Raw genomic sequence first — 25,695 nt, forward strand, 5'->3', positions numbered from 1 at the left:
CTGGCGCAGGCAGCAGTGCCGGTATCCGCGCCAGCTGGTTCAGGTCATCAGCGTGCAAAGCCGAGGCGCTGGCCACCGGGCTCGCCGATCAGGCGCTGGCCGTCCCACACGCGGCGGCCATTGACCCAGGTGCCGGCGATGCGCGAGGCGAAGGTATGCCCTTCGAACGGCGACCAGGCGCATTTGGACAGCACGTCCTCGCGCTTGACCGTCAGCGGCCGGTCCTCGACCAGCACCAGATCGGCGTACTGGCCTTCGCGCAGGAAGCCGCGATCGGCCACGTCGAACAGTTGTGCCGGGGCATGCGCGAACTTCTGCACCACCTGGGCGCGCGTCAGGTGGCCCTGATGCACCTGTTCCAGCGCGGTCAGCAGCGCGTACTGCACCAGCGGCAGACCGCTGGGTGCCTGTGCGTAGGGCAGTTGCTTCTCTTCCCAGGCATGCGGCGCATGGTCGGTGGCGAGGACGTCGATGCGGTCATCGGTCAGCGCGGCGATGAGCGCGCTGCGGTCACTTTCCTCCTTGATCGCCGGATTGCATTTGATCTGGTTGCCCAGCCGCGCATAGTCGGCGCGCGAGAAGTGCAGGAAGTGCACGCAGGTTTCGGCGCTGATGCGCTTGCGGCTACCGTCGGCGCGGATCAGCGGCCCCTGCTCGAACAGTGCCAGCTCGTCGGCGGTGGAAACGTGCAACACATGCAGGCGTGCATCGTGGCGACGCGCCAGTTCGACCGCGAGGGTGCTGGATTTCAGGCACGCCTCGCGGCTGCGGATGTCCGGATGGTGGCGGGCGTCGAGGCCATCGCCGAACCGTGCCAGGTATTCGGCGAAGGCGGCATCGATCATCGGCGTGTCTTCGCAGTGGGTGATGATCGGCACCGGCGCTTCGCGGAAGATCGCATCCAGGGTGGTCGGGTCGTCCACCAGCATGTTGCCGGTGGACGCGCCCATGAACACCTTGAGCCCGGGCGCCGCCCTGGGGTCGAGCGCGCGGATCGCGTCGAGGTTGTCGTTGCTGGCGCCCAGGTAAAAGCCGAAATTGCCCCAGGCACGCCCCGCGGCGAGCTGGTATTTGGCCTCCAGTGCCGTGCTGTCCAGCGTTGGCGGGCTGGTATTGGGCATGTCCATGAAACTGGTGATGCCCCCGGCCACTGCCGCCGCCGATTCGCTGGCGATGTCGCCCTTGTGGGTCAGGCCGGGCTCGCGGAAGTGGACCTGGTCATCGATCATGCCCGGCATCAGCCAGCGACCCTCGGCGTCGATCACGTCCTCGCCCGGGCGTGCCGCCAGGGCATCGCCGATCAGCGCGATGCGCTCGCCCTCGATGCGCAGGTCGGCGTCGAATTCACGGCCTTCGTTGACCAGGCGGGCGTTCACGATCAGGGTAGATTTCATGCGGATTCCTCGGGCTGGACCGGCGGCACCGGGTCGTGGCCGCCGGGATGGAGCGGATGGCAGCGCCCGATCCGGCGCAGGCCCAGCCAGCTGCCGCGCAACGGGCCGAAGCGTTCGATCGCTTGCATCGCGTATTCCGAACAGGTCGGGGTGAAGCGGCAGCGCTGGCCCAGCAACGGGCTGATGAAGCGCTTGTAAAAGCGCAGCAGGGCGAGGAGCAGACGGGATATCACGGGCGTTGGACAGCGGCTTGGGCCATAATGGTGCGCTTGCCGGGGCGTGGTCCCTAGGCTATAACACCGGGCTTTCCCGGCTCAAGGCATTCACGAGGAAACGCAGTGGCAGTCAAGAAACCCGCCCGGAAGGCCGCGACCAAGGTCGCCGAGAAGAAGCAGGTCGCCAAGGCCGCGGCCAAGAAGGGCGCCAAGGCGCCGGCCAAGAAGGTCGTCGCGAAGAAAGCCGCCACCAGCAAGGCTGTGGCGAAGAAGGCCGCGACCGCCAAGCCGGTGACCAAGAAGGCCGCGGTGAAAAAAGCCGCGGTGAAGAAAACCGTGGCAAAGAAGGCGGTGGCGAAGAAGGCCGCGGTGAAGAAAGTCGCCGTGAAGAAGGCGGCAGCCCCTGCCGCGAAGTCGACTCCGGCCAGGAAGGCGGCCACCGGCAAGGTGGCGCAAAAGACGCTCGCCACGAAGGCGGCAGCGAAGAAGGCCACGACCAAGCCGGCCCCGCGGAAGGCAGCGGCGACGAAGGTCGCCAAGCCCGAGGCCGCCGCCGCGAAGGTGCCCGCGGCTGCTGCGAAGGCGCCGTCGCGCCCGACCGGCAAGGTGGCGGTCGCGGTGGTGGGAGGTACGCGCAAGGAGCAACCGAAGGCACGCGGCAAGCTGCCCAAGTTCAAGCTCGACAAGATCACCGGCCGCCCGATCCTGCCCGAGGGCTACCGCCCCAGCGCGGACGAGGAATACATGAATCCGCTGCAGCTGGAGTATTTCCGCCAGAAGCTGCTGTCGCGCCGCGAGGAGCTGATCGAGGAGTCCAAGCAGACCATCGAGAACCTGCGCGATGAAGTGCGTGACATCGGCGACGAGGCCGAACGTGCCAGCCGCGAAACCGAGAACGCGCTGGAGCTGCGCACGCGTGACCGCTACCGCAAGCTGATCAGCAAGATCGAAAGCATCATTCGCCGCGTGGACGAAGGCGATTACGGCTATTGCGTCGATACCGGCGAGGAAATCGGTCTGGATCGCCTGGAGGCCAGGCCGCAGGCCGAGCGCACCTTCGATGCGCAGGAACGCTGGGAAATCCGTCAGAAGCAGCAGGGCGATTGAGTTCCGGCGCGAGCCGCCTGGCATCAAAACGAACCCCGCCTTGTGCGGGGTTCGTCGTCATTGCAGATCGCGCAGATCGAGTCGGCGCAGCCGCGGCGCAAGCCGCGCGGTGGTCGCGACCACGCCCAGCGTCATGAAGCCGCCCAGCACCACCGCCGGCACCAGCCCCAGCAGCCGCGCCATGCTGCCGGCATAGAACGCGCCCAGCTCGTTCGAGGAGCTGATGAACAGGCTGTTGATCGAGGACACCCGGCCACGCATGGCATCGGGCGTGGCCAGCTGCAGCACGCTCGAGCGCAGAACCACCGAGACGCCGTCGAACATCCCGGAAACCAGCAGGATCGCCATCGACAGGTACAGCGAGGTGCTGAGCCCGAAGCTGATCATGCACAGGCCGAAGCCGGCGACCGAGCCCAGCATGATGCGTCCGGCATGGCGGCTGAGCGGCCGCCGCGCCAGCCACAGCGCCACCGCCATCGAACCCAGCGCCGGCGCGCCACGCAGCATGCCGAGGGCTTCTGGCCCGGCGTGCAGCACGTCCTTGATGAACGCCGGGGCCAGCGAGATCGCACCGCCCAGCAGCACCGCGAACATGTCCAGTGCCAGCGCACCGAGCAGGATCTGGTGGCCGAACACGAAGCGCAGCCCTTCGCCGATGCTGCGGAACACCGGGCCTTGCTGCTGCGCCGCGGGTGGCTCGCTGACCGGCATCATCGCCAGCGCGGCGACCGCAAGTAGGCCGCAGCCCGCGGCGACCGTGTAGGCCACCGATTTGCCGCCCCAGCCGACCAGCAATCCACCCAGCGCAGGCCCGCCGACCAGCCCGGCCTGGAAGAACACGCTGCCGAGGCTCGCGCCACGGACAAAGGATTCGCGTCGCAGCACGCGTGCGAACAAGGCGTTGTAGACCGGGCCGAGGAAGGAGCGCGCCATGCCGCCGAGCGCGATGGCGAGATAGATCGGCCACAGCCCGGAGACGGGCAGGCGTCCGGCGGCGATCAGCGCCAGCAGCGCCGCGGTCAGCACCAGGCCGGCGCAGGCGGCCATGCCCAGCTTGCGTCGCGGCAGATGATCGACCAGATAGCCCGCGAACGGCGCCACGCAGAAGAACGGCAGCACTTCGGCCAGGCCGATCAGGCCGAGCTTCCATGGATCACGACTGAGCTCGTAGACATGCCAGCCGACCGTGACCGCCACGATCTGGTAGCACAGCAGGGTGCCCAGGCGATAGGCGAGCAGCCAGCGGAAGCCATGGCTGGCCAGTGGCGATGCCGCATCCGGCAGGGCGGGCTGCGCCGGGCTCATCGCCTCATTGCGCCTGCCGGGCGCTGTCGCGGATGAAGGCGAGCAGGGCGGCCAGGCCGTTGCTGCGGGTCGGCGACAGATGCTTGGCAAGGCCGATGGCGGCGATGTAATCGGGCTCGGTGGCGAGGATTTCGCTGGCCGGGCGCCCGGAATACACGCGCAATGCCAAGTGGATCAGGCCGGACACGATGGCCGAATCGCTGATCGCACGGAAGTCCAGCCGCTGCGCATCGCCCTCGGCCACGATCCACACCTGCGACTGGCAGCCATGCAGGCGGTGTTCCTCGGTCTTCAGCGTCTCGGGCAGATCGGGCAACTGGCGGCCCAGGTCGATCAGGTACTGGTAGCGCTCGGCCCAGTCGGAGAACAGGGCGAATTCTTCGGCGATTGCCGCTTGCGCTTCGGCAGCACTGGGTTCAAGTGGAAACGATGGGCTCATTGCGGAACGGGTGCTCGTCGCTTGGAGAGTCGAAGTGGGTCAGGTGAATGGATGATTCCGCTGCGGTGCATCCGTGCCGGCAAACCGCGCCGTCCTCAGCGCCGTCGTGTCCAGCGCACCCCCTGTGCGGTGTCCTCGAGCACGATGCCTTCGGCGGCGAGCTGGTCGCGGATGGCATCGGCGCGGGCGAAGTCGCGCGCCTGCTTGGCCGCGATGCGCTCATCGACCAGTGCCTGGATGCGTGCATCGTCCCCGGTCGGGGCCTCGTGCGCGAACCATGCCTGCGGCGACTGTTGCAACAGGCCCAGTGCGAGGCCGGCACCGAGCAGCGCGGCCTTGGCCTCGCTTCGGGCTTCCATGCCTTCGGCCTTGCGTGCCTCGGCGGCGAGGCGGGCAATCTCGGCCAGCACTGCCGGCGTGTTGAGGTCGTCATCCAGCAGCTCTTCGATGCGCGCAGGGATGCGTGGTTCGACCTCGACATCCTCGAGTGCGCGCAGCGTGGCATACAGCCGGTCGAGCGTGCGCACCGACTGCGCGATCAAGGCGTCGCTCCATTCCAGCGGCTGCCGATAGTGCGCCGAAAGCAGGGCCAGGCGCAGCGCCTCGGGCGGATGCGCGCGCACCAGGTCATGCACTTTCTCGATGTTGCCCAGCGACTTGGACATCTTCGCGCCGGCGAAGTTGAGCATGCCGTTGTGCAGCCAGAAGCGGGCGAACGTCTTGCCGCCATGCGCGCACTCGCTCTGTGCGATCTCGTTCTCGTGATGCGGGAACTGCAGGTCCACGCCACCGGCATGGATGTCGATGGTTTCGCCCAGATGCGTCGCCGCCATCGCCGAGCATTCGATGTGCCAGCCGGGCCGGCCACGGCCCCAGGGCGAATCCCAGCCGGGCAGGTCGTCGTCGGAGGGTTTCCACAGCACGAAATCGCCGGCATCGCGCTTGTACGGGGCCACGTCCACGCGCGCGCCGGCCAGCATCTCGCCCGGGTCGCGCCGCGAGAGCTTGCCGTACCCCTCGAAGCTGTCCACCGCGAACAGCACGTGGCCTTCCGCGGCGTAGGCATGGCCGGATTCGATCAGGCGTTCGATCATCGCGATGATCTGCGCGATGTGCTCGGTGGCGGCGGGTTCAATGTCCGGCGGTGCCACGCCGAGCGCGGCCATGTCCTCGCGGTAGGCGGCGGCATAGCGTTCGGTGATCGCGCTGATCGGGCTGCCGGCCTCGCGCGCGGCGGCATTGATCTTGTCGTCGACGTCGGTGATGTTGCGCGCATAGCGCAAGTCGCCATGGCGCCGGCGCAGCAGCTCGGCCAGCACGCCGAACACCACCGGCCCGCGCGCGTTGCCGATGTGCACGTAGTTGTAGACCGTGGGGCCGCACACGTACATCGTCGGGCAGGACGGATCCTGCGGCTGGAACGGCTCGAGACGACGGCTGAGTGTGTTGTACAGGTGCAGGCTCATCATGATTCCCGGTGCGGACCGGGCATTCTAGCCTTCACCGTTGGCGGGTGTTCAGGCGCGCAGGCAAGCCACTGCCTAAACTGAACAATGCGTCTTCGAACCAGCACACATCACGTGCGAATCCCCCTCTTCATCCTGTTGCCCGTCCTGCTGATGGTGCCGCCGCCGGGCGCTGCCCAGGAACGCGTGGTGCCCGCCGAGCACGTGCGCTATGACTATGCGCAGGTGCTGAGCGTGGAGCCGGTGTACCAGATCCTGACCAGCCAGACGACCGTCCGGCGCTGTGACGAGCGTGGCGAATGCCGCGAGGTGACCGAGCCGCGCGAAACCCGTCGCCCGATCGCCTACGACGTGATGTATACCCACAACGGGGTCCGTTACCGCTCGCGGCTGGCGCAGGATCCGGGTCGACGCCTGCGCATCCGCATCGGCATCACGCCGATGGTCGACAGCCGGGTTCAGCCGTGAGGCTTGTCGCCGCGTGCCCGTCGTGCGAGCATGCAGGTCTGATGCAGGACATGCCCGCCCGTTTCGCGATTGCCCATCAGTCCGCCGCCTGGATGGCCGCGGGCATGACTTCGCGCGCGCGCCCAATCCGTCGACCCTGAGCGAGTCGGCCGGACTGTCCTGCGCAAATGCAGCAAAAAGCCCGGCCATGCCGGGCTTTTTTCATTTCCCACCTCAACATCTTCTCCGCCAGGAATCCCGATGAAACACTTTCTCAACACCCAGGACTGGAGCCGTGCCGAGCTCGACGCGGTGCTGGCCGAGGCCGAGCGCTACAAGCGCGAAAAGCTTGGCGATGCGCTCAAGGGCCGTTCGATCGCGCTGGTCTTTTTCAACCCGTCGATGCGCACCCGCACCAGCTTCGAACTGGGCGCGTTCCAGCTCGGCGGGCATGCGGTGGTGCTGCAGCCGGGCAAGGATGCATGGCCGATCGAATTCGAGACCGGCACGGTGATGGATGGCGAGAGCGAGGAACACATCGCCGAAGTGGCGCGGGTACTGGCGCGCTACGTGGATCTGATCGGCGTGCGGGCGTTCCCGAAGTTCACCGACTGGAGCGTGGATCGCGAGGATCGCGTGCTCAAGGCCTTCGCCAGATACTCCACGGTGCCGGTGATCAACATGGAAACCATCACCCACCCGTGCCAGGAGCTGGCTCACGTGCTGGCGCTGCAGGAGCATTTCGGCCAGCGCGACCTGCGCGGGCGCAAGTACGTGCTGACCTGGACCTGGCATCCGAAGGCGCTCAACACCGCGGTGGCGAACTCCGCACTGACCATCGCCACGCGCATGGGCATGGACGTGACCTTGCTGTGCCCGAACGAGGAGTATCTGCTCGACCCGCGTTACCTCGGCTGGGCGCAGCAGAACGTTGCCGAGAGTGGGGGGGCTTTCACCATCAGCCACGACATTGAATCGGCCTATCGCGATGCCGACATCGTGTACGCCAAGAGCTGGGGCGCACTGCCGTATTTCGGTCGCTGGCAGGACGAGCAGGCGATGCGCGAGCGCTATCGCCACTTCATCGTGGACGAGGAAAAGATGGCGCTGACCCGCGATGGCGTGTTCTCGCACTGCCTGCCGCTGCGTCGCAACGTCAAGGCCACCGACGCGGTGATGGACTCGCCGCGGTGCATCGCCATCGAAGAGGCCGAGAACCGCCTGCATGTGCAGAAGGCGGTGATGGCCAGGCTGGCGGCGGCCTGAGCCGGCTGCAACATCCGACCCGACATCCAATCGACAAGAGACATCCGCGCCATGACCAATACCCCGATGCAAGCACACGAGCCTCAGCAACCCGGCCAGCAGGGCGATATCGTGCTCGCCTTTTCCGGTGGCCTGGATACCAGTTTCTGCGTGCCCTGGCTCAAGGAGCAGGGCTGGAACGTGCATACCGTGTTTGCCGATACCGGCGGCGTGGATGCCGAAGAGCGTGCCTACATCGAGGCACGTGCCGAGGAGCTGGGCGTGGCCTCGCATCTGACCGTGGATGGCGGCCCGGCGATCTGGGAGGGCTTCGTCAAGCCCTTCATCCAGGCCGGCGAAGGCTACCAGGGCCAGTATCCGCTGCTGGTGTCCGATCGCTACCTGATCGTCGATGCCGCGCTGGCGCGCGCCCGTGCGCTGGGCACCGACGCGATCGCGCACGGCTGCACCGGCATGGGCAACGACCAGGTGCGCTTCGACCTCGCGGTCAAGGCCAGTGGCCGCTATCGCATCATCGCGCCGATCCGCGAGATCCAGAAGGAACACACTCAGACACGTGCCTACGAGCAGCAATACCTGCAGCAACGCGGCTTCGACGTGCCCGGCAAGCAACAGCGCTACACGATCAACGAGAACCTGCTCGGCGTGACCCTCTCCGGCGGCGAGATCGATGCCTGGCAGGCGCCGGGCGCGGAAGCCCGCGGCTGGTGCAAGCCGCGCGCCGAGTGGCCGCAGCAGCCGCTGCGCGTGACCCTGACCTTCGTCCAGGGTGAAGCGGTGGCGCTGGATGGACAGGAAATGCCCGGGCCGGAATTGCTGGCATGGCTGAACCGGGAATTCGCCGCGTACGGCGTGGGTCGCGGCATCTACACCGGCGACACCACCATCGGTCTCAAGGGACGCATCGTGCACGAGGCCCCCGGCCTGACCGCCTTGCTGGTGGCGCACCGCGCACTGGAAGAGGCGGTGCTGTCCAAGCAGCAGAACCGCTTCAAGCCCGACGTGGCGCGGCGCTGGGTGGAGCTGGTCTACGAAGGGTTCTTCCACGACCCGCTGAAGACCGACCTGGAGGCGTTCCTCGCCTCCAGCCAGCGCATGGTCAATGGCGAGGTGGTGCTGGAAACCGCCGGCGGCCGCGTGGACGCGGTGGAAGTGCGTTCGCCGCACATCCTGCAGTCCGGTGGCGCGACCTATGCGCAGTCCGCCGACTGGGGCGTGGAGGAAGCCGAGGGCTTCATCAAGCTGTTCGGCATGAGCAGCACGCTGTGGGCCGAGGTCAACACGCCACGCGGCGAGTGAGCACTCGCCTCCATCGATCAACCACGGCTGCATGCCCGCCAGACTCCGACAGCGACCCGTCCCATGCTTGAATCCATCCTCGACAACCTGCGCGCCCTGGTGGCGTTCGATACCCGCAATCCGCCGCGCGCGATCAGCGCCGAAGGCGGGTTGTTCGCCTGGCTGGCCGAGCAACTGCCAGGGTTCGAGGTGCGGGTCGAGGACCATAGTGCAGGCGCGGTATCGCTGTACGCGCAGCGTGGGCAGCCACGGCGGCTGTTCAATGTGCACCTGGACACGGTGCCGGACTCGCCGGCGTGGAGCGCCGATCCGTTCACCCTGCGTGTGGATGGCGAACGCGCGGTGGGTCTGGGTGCCTGCGACATCAAAGGCGCGGCGGCGGCGCTGCTGGCGGTGGCACGCGCCACGCCGGGTGACCTCGCGCTGCTGTTCACCAGTGACGAGGAGGCCAATGATGCGCGCGGCGTGGCCGCGTTCCTGCGTCGCGAGCATGGTTTTTCCGATGTGGTCGTCGCCGAACCGACCGGCTGCCGCGCGGTACTCGCGCACCGCGGCCTGTCCGCCGCGCGCGTGCAGTTCCATGGGCAGGCGGGGCATGCCTCGGCCGCCTCGGCGCTGGAGGCCAGCGCCCTGCACCAGGCCATGCGTTGGGGCACCGCGGCGCTGGACTTCGTCGCCGCACACGCGGCGCAGGAATTCGGCGGGCTGCAGGGACTGCGCTTCAACATCGGCCGTGTCGAGGGCGGCATCAAGGCCAACGTGATCGCCCCGCATGCCGAGGTCCGCTTCGGCTTCCGCCCGCTGCCCTCGCAGGACAGCGACGAGCTGCACCGCCAATTGCGCGACTTCGCCGCGGCCGGTGCCGAGTACGAGGAAACCTTCCGCGGCCCCTCGCTGCCCGCGGGGCAGGCGGCCGAGGCCGAGAATCGCCGCCGCCAGGCGCAGGCGCTGGCCGAGGAACTGGGTCTCGAGGTCGGGCCGGCGGTGGACTTCTGGACCGAAGCCTCGCTGTTCTCGCAAGCCGGCTTGAACGCCATCGTGTACGGGCCGGGCGACATCGCCCAGGCGCATGCCGCCGACGAATGGGTGGAACTGGCACAACTGCAACGCTATGCCGAATCGATCCGCGCCATGCTGATGGGGCAACACACATGAACCTGCGTCATTCCGAAATGCGCGCGCATGATGCGCGCACCCGCATGACCATCGTGCGCCTGCTTTCGAGCATGGCCAGCGCGAAGGAAATCAGTCAGTACCTGAAGCGCTATTCGCAGCTGGAAGCCGCGCGTTTCGCGGTGGTCAAGGTCGGCGGCGCGGTGCTGCGTGACGACCTGGATGCCCTGGTGTCCTCGCTGGCATTCCTGCAGGACGTGGGCTTGACCCCGATCGTGATCCATGGCGCCGGCCCGCAGCTGGACGAGGCGCTGGGCGAGGCCGGAATCGAGAAGGAGGTGGTCGCCGGCCTGCGCGTGACCCGCGCCGATACCCTCGCGGTGGTGCGCCGGGTGATGCAGGCACAGAATCTGGCGCTGGTCGAGGCGCTGCAGGCGGCGGATGCACGCGCCACCTCGATCGTGTCGGGCGTGTTCGAGTCGCGCCTGCTGGACGAGGCGACGTTCGGTCTGGTGGGCGAAGTGGAACGGGTCGAACTGGCTTCGATCCGTGCCAGTCTCGAAGCCGGCTCGATTCCGGTCATCGCCAGCCTCGGTGAAACCTGCGGCGGGCAGATCGTCAACATCAATGCCGACATCGCCGCCAATGCCCTGGTGCGCGAACTGCGGCCGGACAAGATCGTGTTCCTGACCGGCACCGGTGGCCTGCTCGACGAGAATGGTCGTGTCATCGACTCGATCAATTTGAGCAGCGACTATGCGCGGCTGATGCAGGCCGAGTGGCTCAGCGGCGGGATGCGCCTCAAGCTCGAACAGATCAAGTCGCTGCTCGATTCGGTGCCGCTGTCCTCTTCGGTGTCGATCACCCGCCCGGCGGAACTGGCCAAGGAGCTGTTCACGCACAAGGGCTCGGGCACCCTGGTGCGACGCGGCGAACGGGTGTTGCGTGCAGAACAATGGGAAGCGCTGGACCTGCCGCGGCTGCGCGGGCTGATCGAATCGGCGTTCGGTCGCCGCCTGGTGCCGGACTACTTCGAGCGCACGCCGTTGCTGCGCGCCTGGGTCAGCGAGAACTACCGTGCCGCGGTGATCCTGAGTGCCGACGGGCCGCAGCCGTATCTCGACAAGTTCGCGGTGCTTGATGATGCCCAGGGCGAGGGGCTGGGGCGCGCGGTATGGGAAATGATGCGTGCCGAGACGCCGGTGCTGTATTGGCGTTCGCGACGCTTCAACCTGGTCAACGCGTTCTACGATGCGGAAGCCGATGGCAGCTTCCGTCGCCTGCCGTGGAAGGCCTATTGGTACGGATTGCAGGACTTCGACGCGATCCGCGAATGTGTCGAGGATGCCCTGGCGCGTGAACCCAGTCTGGAGGACGCGGGATGAAAAAACGCATTGGTCTGGTCGGTGCGCGCGGTTACGTGGGCGAGGAGCTGATCCCGATGATCGAGCGCCATCCGCGGCTGGAACTCGGTTTCGTGTCCTCGCGTGCGCGTGATGGCGAGCGCGTGGCCGATCATGTGCCCGGCTTCCAGGGCGACCTGCGCTACCGCGAAATCGCGCTCGATGCGCTGGCCGTGGAGCCGGTCGACGCGTATGTGCTGGCCCTGCCCAACGGCAAGGCCGCCGCGTGCATGGCCAGCATCACGCGGCGCGACGATCAGCCGCGGGTGGTCGACCTGTCCGCCGACTACCGCTTCGACGACGGCTGGTACTACGGCCTGCCGGAATTGACGCGCAAGGACTACCGTGGCCAGCGTCACATCAGCAACCCGGGCTGTTATGCCAGCGCGATGCAGTTCGCGATCGCGCCGTTGCGCGATCAGCTGGCCGGACCGGTGCAATGCTTCGGCGTCTCCGGCTGGTCGGGGGCCGGCACCACGCCCAGCGACAAGAACAATCCGCAGCTGCTTCAGGACAACCTGATGCCGTATGCGCTGACCGGCCATCTGCACGAGCGCGAAGTGAGTCGACACTGTGCCGAGGTCGAGTTCATCCCCCACGTGGCGGGCTATTTCCGCGGCCTGTCGATCACTGCCAACCTGCATCTGCGCCAAACCATGACGCGCGAGGAGGTGGTGCAGGCCTATCGTGCGTTCTATGCCGACGAGCCTTTGCTCGAAGTGGTCGAGGAGATGCCCTGGGTGTCGCGCATCGCCGGGCGCCATGCGGCGCGTGTGGGCGGCTTCGGCCTGAGCGCGGACGGCCGTCGCCTGGTCGTGGTCAGCGTGCTCGACAACCTGCTCAAGGGCGCGGCCACGCAGGCGATGCAGAATCTCAACCTGGCCTTCGGTTTCGACGAGTTCGAGGGCATCACGCTGGAGGAGGCGGCATGAGCAAGCTGTTGTGGCAGAAGGCGGGCGTGGCGGTGGATGCCGAGATCCAGAGCTTCCTGGCCGGTGACGACGTGATCCTGGACCGCGAGTTCATCGGCTACGACATCCGTGCCAGCCGTGCGCACGCCGAGGGGCTGGCGCGCGTCGGCCTGCTCGATGACGAGGAGCTTGCCGCGCTGAACCGCGAGCTCGACAACCTGCGCCACGACATCGAGTCCGGTGCGTTCGTGCTCGACGAGCGCTACGAGGACATGCACTCGGCGATCGAGGACCGCCTGACCGAGCGACTGGGTGAGACCGGCAAGAAGATCCATGCCGGGCGCAGCCGCAACGACCAGGTACTGGTGGCCACCCGGCTGTGGCTGAAGGACCGCCTCGAGGAGGTCGAGCACCTGTGTCTGCAGATCGCCACGGTAGGACTGGCTCGCGCCGAACGTGAAGCGACGCTGCCCATGCCCGGCTACACCCACCTGCAACGCGCGGTGGTATCGAGCCTGGGCATGTGGTGGGCGGGCTGGGTCGAGGCGTTCATCGACAATGCCATGCGCGCACGCGCCTGCCGTGGCTGGGTGGACAGCAATCCGCTGGGCACGGCGGCCGGCTATGGCGTCAATCTTCCGCTCGACCGCGAACACACCACCGCCGCGCTGGGGTTTTCACGGATGCAGGTATCGCCGTTGTATGCCCAGCTTTCACGCGGGAAGTTCGAGATGGCGGCACTGGAAGCACTGGGCAGCGCGATGCTCGACCTGCGCCGTCTGGCCTGGGATCTCAGCTTGTTCACCAGCAGCGAGTTCGGCTTCGTCGAGTTGCCGGCGCAATACACGACCGGCAGTTCGATCATGCCGAACAAGCGCAATCCCGACGTGATCGAACTGATGCGCGCGGCCTATGCCAGCGTCGCCGCCGCGCGCTGCGAGATCGAGCAGCTGCTTTCACTGCCATCGGGTTATCACCGCGACTTGCAGTTCGGCAAGGGCGGGTTGGTGCATGGCTTCACCCGCGGCCTGGCCGCACTGCGCCTGGTGCCGGCATTGCTTGGTGCGTTGGACTGGCGCGAGCAGGCGATGCGCGATGCACTCGAGCCCTCAATGTACGCCACCGACCTTGCGGTCGACCTCGCGCGCCAAGGGCTGCCGTTCCGCGATGCCTACCGTGAAGCGGCCGATCCCGAACGCTGGGCGGGCGGTGATCCCGAGGCCAGCCTCGCCGCGCGGGTATCGCCCGGTGCCGCCGGCGACCTGCGTCTGGAGCAGCTGCGCGAGCGTCTGGCCGCCGCATCGGGCTGAACCGGGGCCGCCACAGGCATGCGCGCGGGTTGCTGCGTCAGCACGCGCCCTGGGCCAGCATGGCATCCGCCAGCTTGACGAAACCGGCGATGTTGGCACCTTCGACGTAATTGATGCTGCCGTCGGCGCGTTGGCCATGGCGCACGCAATTGGCGTGGATGTCCTTCATGATCAGGTGCAGGCGCTCATCGACTTCGGCATGGGTCCAGCCCAGACGCACCGCGTTCTGGCTCATCTCCAGCCCCGAGGTGGCGACCCCGCCCGCATTGCTGGCCTTGCCCGGTGCATACAGTGTGCCGGCATCGATGAACGCATCCACCGCGTCCAGCGTGCAGGGCATGTTGGCACCCTCGGCCACGCAGCGCACGCCGTTGTCGATCAGGCGGCGCGCATCGGCGGCATCCAGTTCGTTTTCGGTGGCGCAGGGCAGGGCGATGTCCACCGGCACCGTCCATGGCCGCGTGCCGGGGTGGAAGTCGAGGCCGTGGCGTGCACAGAACTCGGCGAGTCGCCCACGCTGCTCGTTCTTGAACGCGATCACGTCGGCCAGAAGCTGTTCGCTGATGCCTTCCCGGCACAACAAGGTGCCACCCGAGTCGGACAGGGTCAGCACCTGCGCGCCGCTGTCCATTGCCTTCTGTGCGCAGTACTGGGCCACGTTGCCGGAGCCGGAAATCGATACCCGGCGACCATCGAAGCTCTCGCCGACCCGGCGCAGCATCTGTTCGGCGAAGTAAACCGTGCCGTAGCCGGTCGCCTCCGGGCGCATCTGGCTGCCACCGAAGGCGATGCCCTTGCCGGTGAATACGCAGCCGGCGTGGTTCGACAGCCGCTTCATCATCCCCGCCATGTAGCCGACTTCACGTGCGCCCACGCCGATGTCGCCGGCCGGCACGTCCACGTCGGCGCCCAGGTGGCGATGCAATTCGCCCATCAGCGCCTGGCAGAAGCGCATCACCTCGCCATCGCTGCGCCCCTTGGGATCGAAGTCCGCGCCACCCTTGCCGCCACCCAGCGGCAGAGTGGTCAGCGCGTTCTTGAAGGTCTGCTCGAAGGCGAGGAACTTCAGGATCGACAGGTTCACCGAGGGGTGGAAGCGCATGCCGCCCTTGTACGGGCCGATGGCCTGGCTGTGCTGCACGCGAAAGCCGCGATTGACCTGGGTGCGGCCATGGTCATCGACCCAGGTGACGCGGAACTGGATCACCCGGTCCGGCTCGCACAGCCGCTCGAGCAGTCCGTGCTCGCGGTAGTGCGGGTTGCGCTCGAGGAATGGCCACAGCGAGGTCATCACCTCGCGCACCGCCTGCAGGAACTCCGGCTGCTGCGGATCGCGCCGGGCAAGCGTGTCGAGAAAGGCTTCAAGGCTGGGTCGGGTCAATGCTCGCACTCCGTCGGCGGTTCGGTGTGCCTTGGTGGCACCGCTTAACGATAACGCGAGTGGCGGGCGATGCCGTGCGTCGGCATCGCGCAGGGTGTCAAATCATGCGATCGGCAGGCAGTTCCCTCACGGGCGGCGTCGGCAAGCCCGCTGGCCCGTGGTGGCCAGGCACGACGGCCGTTTCGCCGACCTCACTGAGCACCTGCCCTGCAGCCGGTGGCTGCAGGGCAGGGAAGAGACGCACCGGGTGGGGCGATGTTTCAGCGGCGGCGGCCGCGTCCGCCGCCCTTGCCGGCGCTTTGCCGATCCAGCTGATCCAGGCGTTCGTGAAGCGGGGGGTGCGTGGCATGCAGCTGCGCCAGTCGGGCCGGACGGCTGCCCAGCGCGGTCAGCTTCTGCAGCACGCTGTAGAACGCCAGTGGATCGAAGCCGGCGCGGGCGAGGTAAATGCCGGCGGCTTGATCCGAGCGGTATTCTGCACTGCGATCCAGGCTGGTGAGCAGCACCGCCGCACCGTGGCGTTCGACGTAGTTGCGGGCAAAGCCGATGGCGCCGGGCGTGCGCACCTGCTGCATCGCCAGATCCTTGCCCAGCTCCGCCATTTGCTGCTTGCGAATCACTTCGTAATGGTCGCGCTGGACCACGTGCGACAGTTCGTGGGCAAGAACGGCCGCCAGTTCGCTGTCATCGGCCAGCAACTCGTACAGCCCGCGAGTGATCAGCACATAGCCGCCGGGTGCGGCGAAGGCATTGGCTTCACCGTCGTCGATGACGGCGAAGGTCCACGGCAGGTCAGGGCGCGAGGTCTGTGAAGCCAGCCAGCGGCCGATCAGATTGACGCGGCGTTGTGCCTGGGCGTTGTTCCACGGTGGAGCTGCGCCAAGGATGCGGGCAGACAACTGCGGTCCCAGTGCCCGTTCTTCCTCGACCAGCTCCGCCTCGGATTTGCCTGCACTGCGGTCGGCAACCCGCGCGGCGGTATGGGTGACGCGCCCGCCGCCGACCTTGCCCATGCCCAGGCGTGAGAGCACATTACGCGTGGTGCGGATATCCTGGCGGCGTTCGGCACGGGTGGCTTCAGCCGGATCGGCGACGACTGCCCTGGCTTCGCCGGCCCATGGCACGTTGCGTGCCTGCAGACCCTGCTGCCGGGCCCAGGCGTCGGCACTGGCGGCGTCCACGCGGAAGCCTTCGATTCGGCGTACCGCAGCCGTGTCGCTCCTTCCGCCGCGCAGTTTGCTTGGGTTGATGCCGCGCACGGTCGCGGTTTCACGGACCCGTCCGCGTCCGGCGCCGCCGCCGAACAGCGCCGACTGCTGCGCGGTGTCCGCTTCGGCGGCCGGTTGCAGCATGCGCACGTCATTGATGCGCACGAATCCGGGTCGGCCATCGGTGCGCTGCAACTGGTACCACAGGCCTTGCTGGTTCTGGATCTGGATCTGTGCGCCACGCTGCAGGCTTTCCAGCTTGGGCGAAGCCAGATCCGCCGCAGCATGGACGTCAATCTTCGACTTGTGGACTTGTGCCGGTTGCTGTGCAGCCAGCGGGCCCGCGGCAAACAGGCCGACCAGCCATGCCGTCAGCACGGGCAAACGCCAGGCACGGTGTGAAATGCCAGGGGAAAGGGGTACGGGACAGGGGTTCATGGGGTTTCTCCTCGCGGGATCACGTTCGGATTGAGGGAGGGGTTGGCCGCTGCCAGCGGCACTCGCGGCAGGCGATTGAAGTCCTGCTGGTAAAGCGGCCTCAGTTGTTCGCGTTGCCGTTGCGGCGAGGCGTCGGCATCGACATGCACGAGGGCATGGCTGATCCAGACGGTGGCGGCATCGTCGAGCCGGAAACGGGTGTCATTGAGTTCACCATGCAGGTGGTCGAGATCGCGGCGCATGCGGGTGCGCAGCGCCGCCTCGGATTCACCGGTCCAGACCAACTGGACCAGGTCGTCCAGTCGCTGCACCATCCAGTGCTTGCGTTCAACCACGCCTTCGATCATCACGATGCCCGCGTGGCGATACAGGAACCGTCGCAGCAGGCGTCGGTATTCACGTCGCCGCAAGCGGCTGGCCCGCGGAGCCAGTGCCGGATCGGTCTCGAAGTGCAGGCGCACCGTGCCCAACCATGGCGTTCGCGCGGGGTCATGGTCGGGCAGGTAATCATGATTGCCGATCACCCGCCCGCGCTGCAGCGAGGCATAACCACGGCACAATCCGTAACACAGCGTGCCGAAACCGATGCTGGCGAAGATGTCGAGGAACACGCCGAAATTGATGGCGATGATCGCGGCCGCCAGCAGCAGCGAGTTGAGGCCGACGAAGACCACGTTGACGTCCTCGTGCGGCTCGCCGCGCCAGAACGCCTGGCAGGTTGCCACCACCAGGAACATCGCCAACAGGTACTTGAGCCAGTCGGGCGGCATGAAAATCGAATTGCCGCTCAACAGTGCCTCGGTGGTTTCCGCCAGCACTTCCACCCCCGGCATCGCCATGTTCACCGGGGTCGGCTTGGCATCGTTGATCCCGGCGGCGGTATGGCCGACCAGCACGGTGCGGCCGCGCAGATCCGGCAGCGGCTCGCGCGCATTGCATACCGGCTCATCGGCGAGCAGGTCGGCGGCGCTGACATAGGCCAGTTGCGTACGCGTGCGCCAATTGATGCGCAGCACGCTATCGCGCAACGCAGCGACATCGGCTGCGGCTCCATGCGCCAGGCGCAATGGCAATGAAGGGATTGCCCAGTCGCCGACCTGCTCGTACAGGCGGATGTCGCGTACCAGGCCATCGCTGGCGCGAGTGAGATTGACCAGGCCGCTGTATTCGGTCATCGCCTTGCCGAACGGCAGCGTCATCGCCACCGGCGGCCCGGGCTGCGGCGCGCCCGCCTGCAATGGCCATGCGCCGGGTGCCGCCGCGGCATGCAGCGGACTGCCCGCGTCATGCGCCGGATGCAGGCGGGTGGAAGCAAACATGAACCGGCCGGACCCGGCTGCGGCCATGGCTTCCAGCACGGCGTCGGCTTGCGGGTCGTGGCTTGCGTCGGCGAACAGCACGTCGAAGCCAACCCGTTGCACGCCGGCACGATCCAGGGCATCGATCAGGTCGGCATGGCGCTGTCGGCTCCACGGCCAGCCCCCCTCGCCACGGGTGCGGAAATACTCGATCGAACAGTCATCGATTTCGACCACCGCGACTTGATCCGACAACTTCGGTTGCAGCGGCCGCCAGCGAATCATCTGGTCGAACACCGCGTCCTCGGCCGCGGCCAGCCGTCGCGCATGAGTGAGGTCCCAGGCCAATGTGCCGACCATGGTCAGCGCCAGCAGCGGGAACCAGGCAAAGCCGATGCGCCGGACCAGCTTCGCCAGTGGCCGGCGATAGCCACGCAATACCCGGTCCAACGTGTCCATGAACGCCAGGCCCACCGTCGCCAGCACGCCGTCGAACGCGTGCGCGAGGCGGCGCAGCGCGGACGGGCGCATGGATGGTGGCTCGGTGCGGCGGGTCATACCCCATACACGCAAAAGCCGCCTGGAAACTGACACCGGCAGGGCATGCCGATCTGCATGGCCGGAAGGGAAGGGCTTTTGGCCGTCAGCCTGCGGGCACGAAAAACCCGGCACGCGGGCCGGGTTCCTGTGATTCCTGAAAAAGCCTGCAATTTCAAGGCTTTGATTGGTCGGGGAGACAGGATTCGAACCTGCGACCTCTACGTCCCGAACGTAGCGCTCTACCAGACTGAGCTACACCCCGACTTGGAGCCGGGCATTGTAATGAATTCGCGCCATGCGCGGCAAGGGGGGCGCGTGGCTGGCTAAACTAGGCGGCTTCATCTCCTTTCTCCGCGAGGCCATCTTGATCAAGCCGCGTACCCCGCCTGGCGTGCTGGAACTCCTGCCGGGCGAGCAGATCGCCTTCCAGCGCATGCTCGACGACATCCGCACGGGTTTCGAGTCGTTCGGATTCCTGCCGGTGGAAACACCGGTGTTCGAACTGTCCGAGGTGCTGCTGACCAAGAGTGGTGGCGAAACCGAGCGCCAGGTCTATTTCGTGCAGTCCACCGGCGCGCTGGAGAAGTTCGCCGAGGGCGGCGGGCAGGGGCGCCCGGAGCTGGCGCTGCGCTTCGACCTCACCGTGCCATTGGCCCGCTACGTGGCCCAGCACGAGCATGCACTCACGTTCCCGTTCCGCCGCTACCAGATGCAGCGCGTGTATCGCGGTGAGCGCGCGCAGCGTGGGCGTTTCCGCGAGTTCTACCAGTGCGATATCGACGTGATCGGCAAGGACAGCCTGTCGCCGCGTCATGACGCGGAAATCCCGGCCGTGATCCATGCGGTGTTCGAGCGCCTGGGCATTGGCGAGTTCACCATCTGGCTCAACCATCGCAAGCTGCTGCGCGGCTTCTTCGAGGGCCTGGGCATCGAAGAAGCGCGCCAGGACGCGGTGCTGCGCGAGCTGGACAAGCTCGACAAGCGCGGCGAGGACGCGGTGCGCGAAACACTCATCAGTACGGAATTCGGCCTGGACGCCGACACCACCGAGCGCCTGCTGGCATTTTCCCGCCTGCGCTCCGAGGGTCATGCCGATGCGTTGGAAAAGCTCCAGGCCTTGGGTAGCGGCAGCGAGCAGTTCGAACAGGGGCGGGCGGAACTGATCGCCACGCTGGAGCAGTTGCGCGCGATGGGACTGCCCGAGTCACGCTATGCGGTCAACCTCTCGATCGCGCGTGGTCTGGATTACTACACCGGCATCGTGTACGAGACGACGCTGGATGCGCACCCGGAGATCGGCTCGATCTGCTCCGGCGGTCGCTACGACGACCTCGCCTCGCATTACAGCAAGTCGCGGCTGCCGGGCGTGGGCATTTCGATCGGGCTCAGTCGCCTGTTCTGGCAGTTGCGCGAAGCGGGGCTGGTGCAGGCGGCACGCAGCAGCGTGGACGTGCTGGTCGGCCTGCTGGCCGAGGCGGATTTTGCCGATGCGCTGGCCCTGTCACAGCAGTTGCGCGCGGACGGCCTGCGTGTGGAGACACAGATGGAGCCGCGCAAGATCGCCCGCCAATTCCAGTATGCCGACCGCGCCGGCATCCGCTTCGTCGCACTGCGCGGAGAGGGCGAGCGCGCCGCTGGCACGGTCACGCTGAAGGACCTTTCCGACGGCAAACAGGAAACGATCGAAATGGCCAGTGCCGGTGACTGGCTGCTTGGCCGCATCAATGGAGAAATGGCATGAGTGGCAGTGCAGAGCGGCACGTGGTGCGGCTGGATGGCGACAACCTTGATCGTGCGGGATTGCTGCGGATTGCCCGTGGTGCGCGGGTGGAGCTGGATGAAAGCGCGTTGCAACGCGTGGCGCATGCCGCGGATTTCCTCGCCGCCCAGGTCGCGCGCGAAGAACCGATCTACGGGGTTTCCACCGGCTTCGGCAGCAATGCCGACAAGTTGCTCGGTGCGCATCACCTGCGCGATGCCGCACATGGCGGGCAGGCCAGCGATGCCACCTTGCACGAGGAATTGCAGCGCAACCTGATCCTCACCCATGCCGTTTGCGTGGGCGAGCCGTTCGCAGCCGAAGTGGTGCGCGCGATGATGGGCATCCGCATCAACACCCTGTTGCGTGGCCATTCGGGGATCCGTGTCGAAACCCTGCAGGCGATGACGGCGCTGCTCAATGCCGGCGTGGTGCCGGTGGTGCCGCAGCTGGGCTCGGTGGGTGCCTCGGGTGATCTCGCGCCGCTCTCGCACCTGGCGATCGTGCTGCTCGGTGGCGGCGAAGCCTTCGTCGATGGCGAGCGCATGCCGGGGGGCGAGGCCCTGCGCCGCGTCGGACTCGAGCCGGTCAAGCTCAGTTACAAGGAAGGCCTCGCGCTCAACAATGGCACCGCGCAGATGCTGGCGACCGGCGTGCTCGCCATCGCCCAGCTGGAAGAGTTGCTGGATACCGCCGACCTCGCGGCGGCGATGAGCATCGATGCCTTTGCCGGGCGCCTGGGCGCGTTCGCCGAGGAAGTGCATGCGCTGCGTCCGCACCCGGGTCAGGTCGAGACCGCGGCGAACCTGCGCCGTCTGCTCGAAGGCTCCTCGCTGGCCGACATTCCGTACCACTTGGTGCCGCGGTTCAAGCCCTGGCAGCCGGACAGCTGGCAGGGCGAAGCGGCGCGCCGGCACCGCTTCGACATCGGCTGGGACTGGGTGCCGGACACCCAGCGACACGGGCGCGAGAAGTTCTATGCCCGCTTCAAGCCGTTCCGCGGCGGCAAGAAACACCAGCCGCAGGACAGCTACTCGCTGCGCTGCATCCCGCAGGTACATGGCGCGGTGCGCGATGCGCTGGGGCAGGTGGCGCGTGTGCTCGACATCGAATTGAACGCGGTCACCGACAACCCGCTGGTGTTCCCCGATGCGGACAAGCCGCATGTCGAGCAGCAGGTGATTTCCGCCGGCCATTTCCACGGCATGCCGCTGGCACTGGCGATGAGTTACCTCAAGGCAGCGATCCCGGTGCTGGCCTCGATCAGCGAGCGGCGCCTGAACAAGCTGGTCGATGCGGCCACCAACGATGGCCTGCCGGCGTTCCTGATCGGCAACGAGGACGGTACCGAGTCCGGCTACATGATCGTGCAGTACAGCGCCGCCGCCATCGTCAATGATCTGGCTTCGCGTGCGATGCCGGCTTCGGTGTATTCGATTCCGACCAGTGCCAATGCCGAGGACCATGTCTCGATGGGCGCCAACGAGGCGCGCCACGTGCTGGCGATGACCGCGGATCTGGCCAAGGTGCTGGGTCTGGAGCTGGCCACCGCGGCGCAGGCATTGGAGCTGCGCGTGGAGATGCTCAATGCGGCCCGCGAGCTGGCGCGCAGCGGTGATGCCGACCTGCTCGCCGCGAAGATCGGTGGCGCACCGCGTGCGCAGGCCGGCAACCATGCCACCTTCATGGCTGAAGTCGAGGCGCTGCGCGCCGAACTGGCGCAGGCCGAGAGTTTCCATCCCGGTGCCGCGGTGGCAGCGGCGCATGCCGAAGTGCGCCGGCATCTGGATTTCCTGGCGCACGATCGCGCACTGGATGGCGACGTCGCCGCGGCGGTACGCATGGTCGAATCCGGCGCCGTGCTGGCCGCCGCACGGGCGGCTGGCTGAGATGCGGCGGCTGGCGCGGATCGCGGGCATCGCCTGCCTGCTGGGCGGCCTGCTGGCGCCGGCGGCGGCCTCGGCGGCGCATTGCCCGCAAGGCGAGGTGTTCGAGGACACCAACGGCAATGGCCGACGCGATGCCGGGGAGCCGGGCATCGCCGGGGTCGCGGTTTCCAATGGCCGCGACATCGTGCGCACCGACGCGCAGGGCCGTTATCGCTTGCCGGCGGCGGATGCAGGCCCGCTGTTCGTGATCAAGCCGGCGGGTTATTCACCGGGCGTGCGGGCGGACGGCATGCCCGATCACTGGCGCGGCGCGGGTGAAGCCTGCCGGCCCTTCGCGCTGCGCCGCGAGCCGCAGCAGGATGAAGATGCATCGCTGCAGGTGATGGTGTTCGGCGATCCGCAGCCCAAGTCGATGGTCGATGTCGAGCATTACCGCCGCGACATCGTCGAACCTCTCATCGGCCATCAGCAGGCAAGCCTTGGCCTCTCGCTCGGCGACATCGTGCATGACGACCTTGCGCTGTATCCGGCGATGAAGGCGATCACCGCGCGGCTGGGCGTGCCGTGGCTGCATGTGGCCGGCAACCATGACCTCGACATGCAGGCGGCGGATGCGGGCTCGTTGGCCACCTTCCAGCACCATTTCGGCCCCGACACCTTCGCCTGGGAGGAGCCGCAGGCCAGTTTCATCGTGCTCGATGACGTGATCTGGCAGCCGCAGGCGACGCCACGCTACATCGGCGGGCTGCGCCCGGCACAATTCACCTTCCTGCAGAACTATCTGCGCGATGCACGCCGTGATCGCCTGCTGGTGCTGGCCCTGCATATCCCGCTGTTCGAGCCGGAAGGCCGCGATACCTTCCGCGATGCCGACCGCGAGCGCCTGTTCGCGTTGCTGCGCGATTTTCCCCATGTGCTGGTGCTGAGCGCGCATACCCATGTGCAGCAGCACGTGTTCCACGGCGCCGGCAGCGGCTGGCAGGGTGCGCGGCCGCTGCACGAATACAACGTCGGTGCCGCCTGTGGCGCGTTCTGGTCCGGCATCAGGGATGCCGACGGGATTCCCGCCAGCACCATGGCCGATGGCACGCCCAATGGCTGGGCTTCGCTGCGGGTGAGTGCGGGCGGCGAGTATGCGCTGGCCTGGCATCCCGCGCGCGGGCAAGGGGCGCCGCATATCGGCCTGCATGCACCGCGCGTGCTGCGCCAAGGCGCGTACCCGGCGTGGGGCGTGTATGCCAATGTGTGGATGGGCATGGACGCTACCCGCGTCGAGTACCGCATCGACGATGGCCCGTGGCAGGCGATGGTGAAGGTGGATCGGCCCGACCCGGCGCTGCTGGCCGAGAACGCACGTGACGATGCCGCGGACGCGTTGCGTGGCTACGACCGCTCACCCGAAGCGGTCAGTTCGACGCATCTGTGGCGTGGCGCCTTGCCGACCGATCTCGCCGTGGGCGAGCATCGCATCGAGGTGCGTGCACTGGACCGCTGGCAGGGCTGGACGCATGCACTGACGCAGTATCGCCTGCAGCAGGCCGAACCCTGAGCAGGCGTCTTCGGTCGGTGACGCGGAGAATACCCGGCCGGCAGGCAGCCGGCGCCGGCCTCAGGGCGTGATCGCGGCGAACGACTCGACCCGTGCGTGGCCGTGCGTGGCCTCGCCCAGGCGCGGTTCGGGATAGTCCTCGCGACGATCGAGCAGCACCGTGCGCAGGCCGGCCTCGGCCGCGGCGTCCAGTTCCTCGACCACATCGGAGAGGAACAGGATGTCGCCGGGGGCGCGGTTCAGCTGCTGCGCGATGCGCCGGTAGCTGGCGGCCTCGCGTTTGTGCCCGACCTCGGTATCGAAGAAGTCGTCGAACAACGGCAGCAGGTCGCCGGCCTCGGTATGGCCGAACAGCAGCTTCTGCGCCGGCACCGAGCCGGAGGAGTAGACCGCCAGCCGATGGCCGGCCTCGTGCCACTGGCGCAGGCGTGGCGGCACGTCGGGATAGACGTGTGCGCGGTAGTCGCCGTTCACGTAACCGTCTTCCCAGATCATGCCCTGCAGCGCCTTGAGCGCGGTGTGCTTGCGATCGGCGTCGATCCAGCCCTGCAGGATCTCCACGATCATGCCGTCATCGCACATCGCGCCGTGCTCGCCGGCGACCATGTCCAGCCATTGCCGTACTTCGGGCCGGGCACCGTGCTGGCGCACGAAGTCGGGCAGGGCGGCGCGTGCATGCGGAAACAGCACGTCCTTGACGAAGGAAATGCTGGAAGTGGTGCCTTCGATGTCGGTCAGGATCAGGATCTTCATGACGCAGGCTCGTGGCGCGGGAAGCGCTGTGCGATGTCGCTGCCGGTGAAATCCCCGATCCAGCCATCGGGATTGGTGAAGAAGCGGATGGCGACGAAGGAGGGACGCGGCCCCATGTCGAACCAGTGCGTGGCGCGGTCCGGGACATGGATCAGATCGCCTTTTTCGCACAGCACTTCGTACACCTTGTCGGCGACGTGCAGACTGAACAAGCCGCTGCCATCGACGAAGAAGCGCACCTCAGCCTCGGCATGGGTGTGTTCGTCGAGGAACTTGGCGCGCATCGCCTCGCGCTGCGGGTGGTCCGGCGTGATGCTGACCACGTCCACGCTGTTGAAGCCGTGTGCTTCCACCAGCCGCTGCACGTCCTCGTGGTAGGCGGCGAGGATGGCCTCGGACGAATCGCCGGCCTTGACCGGCTGCGCCGCCTGCCAGCGCTCGAACCTCACGCCGATGGCGGTCAGTTCCCGCGCGATGCGCTCCGCCTCGTGCGTTTCCAGCAGCACCGTGCTCGGGTCGTTGTCGGCGAAGATGCGCAGGCGGCTCATGCCAGCTTCCTCATTTCCAGTTCGCAGGCGAGCAGGAACTCGAAGGCTTCCAGATGGCGCCGCGCTTCGTGCATGTCGCGGCCCCAGGCATACAGTCCATGGCCCTCGATCAGATAGCCCCACATCGGGCCGGCATCGAGTGCCGCCTCGACCTGTTGCGCCAGCGTCGGCATGTGCTGGGTATTGGCGAATACCGGGATGTCGATGCTGCCTTCATGGCTGGAGTTGCCGGCGAAGGCCTTGAGCAATTCGTAGTTTTCCACGCGGACATGACCCTGTCCGGCGAACAGGCGCGAAGCCACGGTCTGTACCAGGGAATGGGTATGCAGCACGCAGCCGATGCCCGCATCGCGGCGATACAACTGGGTATGCAGCAGGGTTTCCGCCGAGGGGCGCAGATCGGTGGCCACCGGCTGGCCATCCAGATCGACCACCATGATGTCGTTCTCGCACAGCCGTGCCTTGTCGCGGCCGGAGACGGTGATCGCCACGTGTGCAGGGTCCAGCCGCATGGAGAAGTTGCTGCTGGTCGCCGGGGTCCAGCCGGCATGGCCCAGCTCGCGGATGTGGGTGATCATCTCCCCGGCCAGGTGGCGCAGCCGCGGGACGTCATAGGGCAGGGTGGATTCGGACATGCGCGGAAGTGTACAAACTTTT

The 25,695-nt window shown here is 67.1% G+C and carries 22 protein-coding genes and 1 tRNA gene; 11 read left to right on the forward strand and 12 right to left on the reverse strand.

Going from position 1 to position 25,695, the window contains the following annotated elements; all coding sequences use genetic code 11:
- Window positions 1-47 precede the first annotated feature (47 nt).
- Window positions 48-1,394, reverse strand: coding sequence for a dihydroorotase (locus tag ACW11F_RS02610; protein WP_456995356.1), 1,347 nt, complete (start codon window positions 1,392-1,394; stop codon window positions 48-50).
- Window positions 1,391-1,627 carry a membrane protein insertion efficiency factor YidD gene (yidD, locus tag ACW11F_RS02615; protein ID WP_456995357.1) on the reverse strand — a complete coding sequence of 79 codons (237 nt, stop codon included), beginning with the start codon at window positions 1,625-1,627 and terminating at the stop codon, window positions 1,391-1,393. The genes ACW11F_RS02610 and yidD overlap by 4 nt, the downstream gene beginning before the upstream one ends.
- 105 nt (window positions 1,628-1,732) lie before the next feature.
- Here yidD and dksA point away from each other — a divergent pair, with 105 nt between their 5' ends.
- Window positions 1,733-2,716, forward strand: coding sequence for an RNA polymerase-binding protein DksA (gene dksA, locus ACW11F_RS02620; protein ID WP_456995358.1), 984 nt, complete (start codon window positions 1,733-1,735; stop codon window positions 2,714-2,716).
- A gap of 57 nt (window positions 2,717-2,773) precedes the next feature.
- On the opposite strand, the gene ACW11F_RS02625 is transcribed toward dksA, so the two are convergent.
- The 3 genes from ACW11F_RS02625 to cysS form a co-directional block, all read right to left on the reverse strand.
- Entirely contained in the window at window positions 2,774-4,021 is a 1,248-nt protein-coding gene (locus tag ACW11F_RS02625) for an MFS transporter (protein ID WP_456995359.1), read from the reverse strand.
- A gap of 4 nt (window positions 4,022-4,025) precedes the next feature.
- Window positions 4,026-4,460: a SufE family protein gene (locus ACW11F_RS02630; protein ID WP_456995360.1), complete on the reverse strand. Its 435-nt coding sequence runs from the start codon at window positions 4,458-4,460 to the stop codon at window positions 4,026-4,028.
- A gap of 95 nt (window positions 4,461-4,555) precedes the next feature.
- The gene (gene cysS, locus ACW11F_RS02635) at window positions 4,556-5,926 is read right to left on the reverse strand and encodes a cysteine--tRNA ligase (protein WP_456995361.1); all 1,371 of its coding nucleotides are present in this window, start codon (window positions 5,924-5,926) and stop codon (window positions 4,556-4,558) included.
- 114 nt (window positions 5,927-6,040) lie between these two features.
- Here cysS and ACW11F_RS02640 point away from each other — a divergent pair, with 114 nt between their 5' ends.
- The 7 genes from ACW11F_RS02640 (at window position 6,041) to argH (ending at window position 13,675) form a co-directional block, all read left to right on the forward strand.
- A complete protein-coding gene (locus tag ACW11F_RS02640) occupies window positions 6,041-6,394 on the forward strand; it encodes a hypothetical protein (RefSeq protein ID WP_456995362.1) in 354 nt (117 codons plus the stop codon).
- Between the two features lie 234 nt (window positions 6,395-6,628).
- On the forward strand, window positions 6,629-7,639 hold the full coding sequence (locus ACW11F_RS02645) for an N-acetylornithine carbamoyltransferase (RefSeq protein ID WP_456995871.1): 1,011 nt from the start codon (window positions 6,629-6,631) through the stop codon (window positions 7,637-7,639).
- A 51-nt stretch (window positions 7,640-7,690) separates the two neighbouring features.
- Window positions 7,691-8,938, forward strand: coding sequence for an argininosuccinate synthase (locus ACW11F_RS02650; RefSeq protein WP_456995363.1), 1,248 nt, complete (start codon window positions 7,691-7,693; stop codon window positions 8,936-8,938).
- A gap of 63 nt (window positions 8,939-9,001) precedes the next feature.
- On the forward strand, window positions 9,002-10,093 hold the full coding sequence (locus tag ACW11F_RS02655; RefSeq protein WP_456995364.1) for an acetylornithine deacetylase: 1,092 nt from the start codon (window positions 9,002-9,004) through the stop codon (window positions 10,091-10,093).
- 17 nt (window positions 10,094-10,110) lie between these two features.
- Window positions 10,111-11,436 carry an acetylglutamate kinase gene (locus ACW11F_RS02660; RefSeq protein ID WP_456995872.1) on the forward strand — a complete coding sequence of 442 codons (1,326 nt, stop codon included), beginning with the start codon at window positions 10,111-10,113 and terminating at the stop codon, window positions 11,434-11,436.
- Window positions 11,433-12,386, forward strand: coding sequence for an N-acetyl-gamma-glutamyl-phosphate reductase (gene argC, locus ACW11F_RS02665; protein WP_456995365.1), 954 nt, complete (start codon window positions 11,433-11,435; stop codon window positions 12,384-12,386). Before ACW11F_RS02660 ends, argC begins: the two co-directional genes overlap by 4 nt.
- Window positions 12,383-13,675, forward strand: coding sequence for an argininosuccinate lyase (gene argH, locus ACW11F_RS02670; RefSeq protein ID WP_456995366.1), 1,293 nt, complete (start codon window positions 12,383-12,385; stop codon window positions 13,673-13,675). Before argC ends, argH begins: the two co-directional genes overlap by 4 nt.
- Window positions 13,676-13,712: 37 nt before the next feature.
- Here the strand turns inward: argH and gdhA are convergent, their stop codons facing one another.
- The 4 genes from gdhA to ACW11F_RS02690 form a co-directional block, all read right to left on the reverse strand.
- Window positions 13,713-15,056 (reverse strand): NADP-specific glutamate dehydrogenase, encoded by a 1,344-nt coding sequence (gene gdhA / locus ACW11F_RS02675; protein WP_456995367.1) that lies wholly within the window; start codon window positions 15,054-15,056, stop codon window positions 13,713-13,715.
- A 260-nt stretch (window positions 15,057-15,316) separates the two neighbouring features.
- Window positions 15,317-16,702 carry a M48 family metalloprotease gene (locus ACW11F_RS02680; protein WP_456995368.1) on the reverse strand — a complete coding sequence of 462 codons (1,386 nt, stop codon included), beginning with the start codon at window positions 16,700-16,702 and terminating at the stop codon, window positions 15,317-15,319.
- On the reverse strand, window positions 16,699-18,531 hold the full coding sequence (locus ACW11F_RS02685; protein WP_456995369.1) for a CHASE2 domain-containing protein: 1,833 nt from the start codon (window positions 18,529-18,531) through the stop codon (window positions 16,699-16,701). The genes ACW11F_RS02680 and ACW11F_RS02685 overlap by 4 nt, the downstream gene beginning before the upstream one ends.
- A 194-nt stretch (window positions 18,532-18,725) precedes the next feature.
- Window positions 18,726-18,802, reverse strand: a tRNA-Pro gene (locus ACW11F_RS02690).
- A 33-nt stretch (window positions 18,803-18,835) separates the two neighbouring features.
- On the opposite strand from ACW11F_RS02690, the gene hisS reads away from it, so the two are divergent.
- Genes hisS through ACW11F_RS02705 form a run of 3 tightly spaced genes read left to right on the forward strand, consistent with a single transcriptional unit; the run spans window position 18,836 to window position 23,737 of the window.
- Window positions 18,836-20,281: a histidine--tRNA ligase gene (gene hisS, locus ACW11F_RS02695; RefSeq protein ID WP_456995370.1), complete on the forward strand. Its 1,446-nt coding sequence runs from the start codon at window positions 18,836-18,838 to the stop codon at window positions 20,279-20,281.
- Window positions 20,278-22,188, forward strand: coding sequence for an HAL/PAL/TAL family ammonia-lyase (locus ACW11F_RS02700; RefSeq protein ID WP_456995371.1), 1,911 nt, complete (start codon window positions 20,278-20,280; stop codon window positions 22,186-22,188). Before hisS ends, ACW11F_RS02700 begins: the two co-directional genes overlap by 4 nt.
- A 1-nt stretch (window position 22,189) precedes the next feature.
- The gene (locus ACW11F_RS02705) at window positions 22,190-23,737 is read left to right on the forward strand and encodes a calcineurin-like phosphoesterase C-terminal domain-containing protein (RefSeq protein WP_456995372.1); all 1,548 of its coding nucleotides are present in this window, start codon (window positions 22,190-22,192) and stop codon (window positions 23,735-23,737) included.
- Window positions 23,738-23,797: 60 nt separating this feature from the next.
- Here ACW11F_RS02705 and mtnC read toward each other — a convergent pair whose 3' ends face one another.
- From mtnC to ACW11F_RS02720, 3 genes are read right to left on the reverse strand one after another with little or no spacing between them, the layout of a single operon-like run.
- On the reverse strand, window positions 23,798-24,490 hold the full coding sequence (gene mtnC / locus ACW11F_RS02710; protein ID WP_456995373.1) for an acireductone synthase: 693 nt from the start codon (window positions 24,488-24,490) through the stop codon (window positions 23,798-23,800).
- Window positions 24,487-25,038 carry a 1,2-dihydroxy-3-keto-5-methylthiopentene dioxygenase gene (locus tag ACW11F_RS02715; RefSeq protein WP_456995374.1) on the reverse strand — a complete coding sequence of 184 codons (552 nt, stop codon included), beginning with the start codon at window positions 25,036-25,038 and terminating at the stop codon, window positions 24,487-24,489. Before ACW11F_RS02715 ends, mtnC begins: the two co-directional genes overlap by 4 nt.
- Window positions 25,035-25,673, reverse strand: coding sequence for a methylthioribulose 1-phosphate dehydratase (locus ACW11F_RS02720; protein WP_456995375.1), 639 nt, complete (start codon window positions 25,671-25,673; stop codon window positions 25,035-25,037). The genes ACW11F_RS02715 and ACW11F_RS02720 overlap by 4 nt, the downstream gene beginning before the upstream one ends.
- Between the last annotated feature and the right edge of the window lie 22 nt (window positions 25,674-25,695).

It is taken from the genome of Luteimonas sp. e5, from assembly GCF_054031035.1.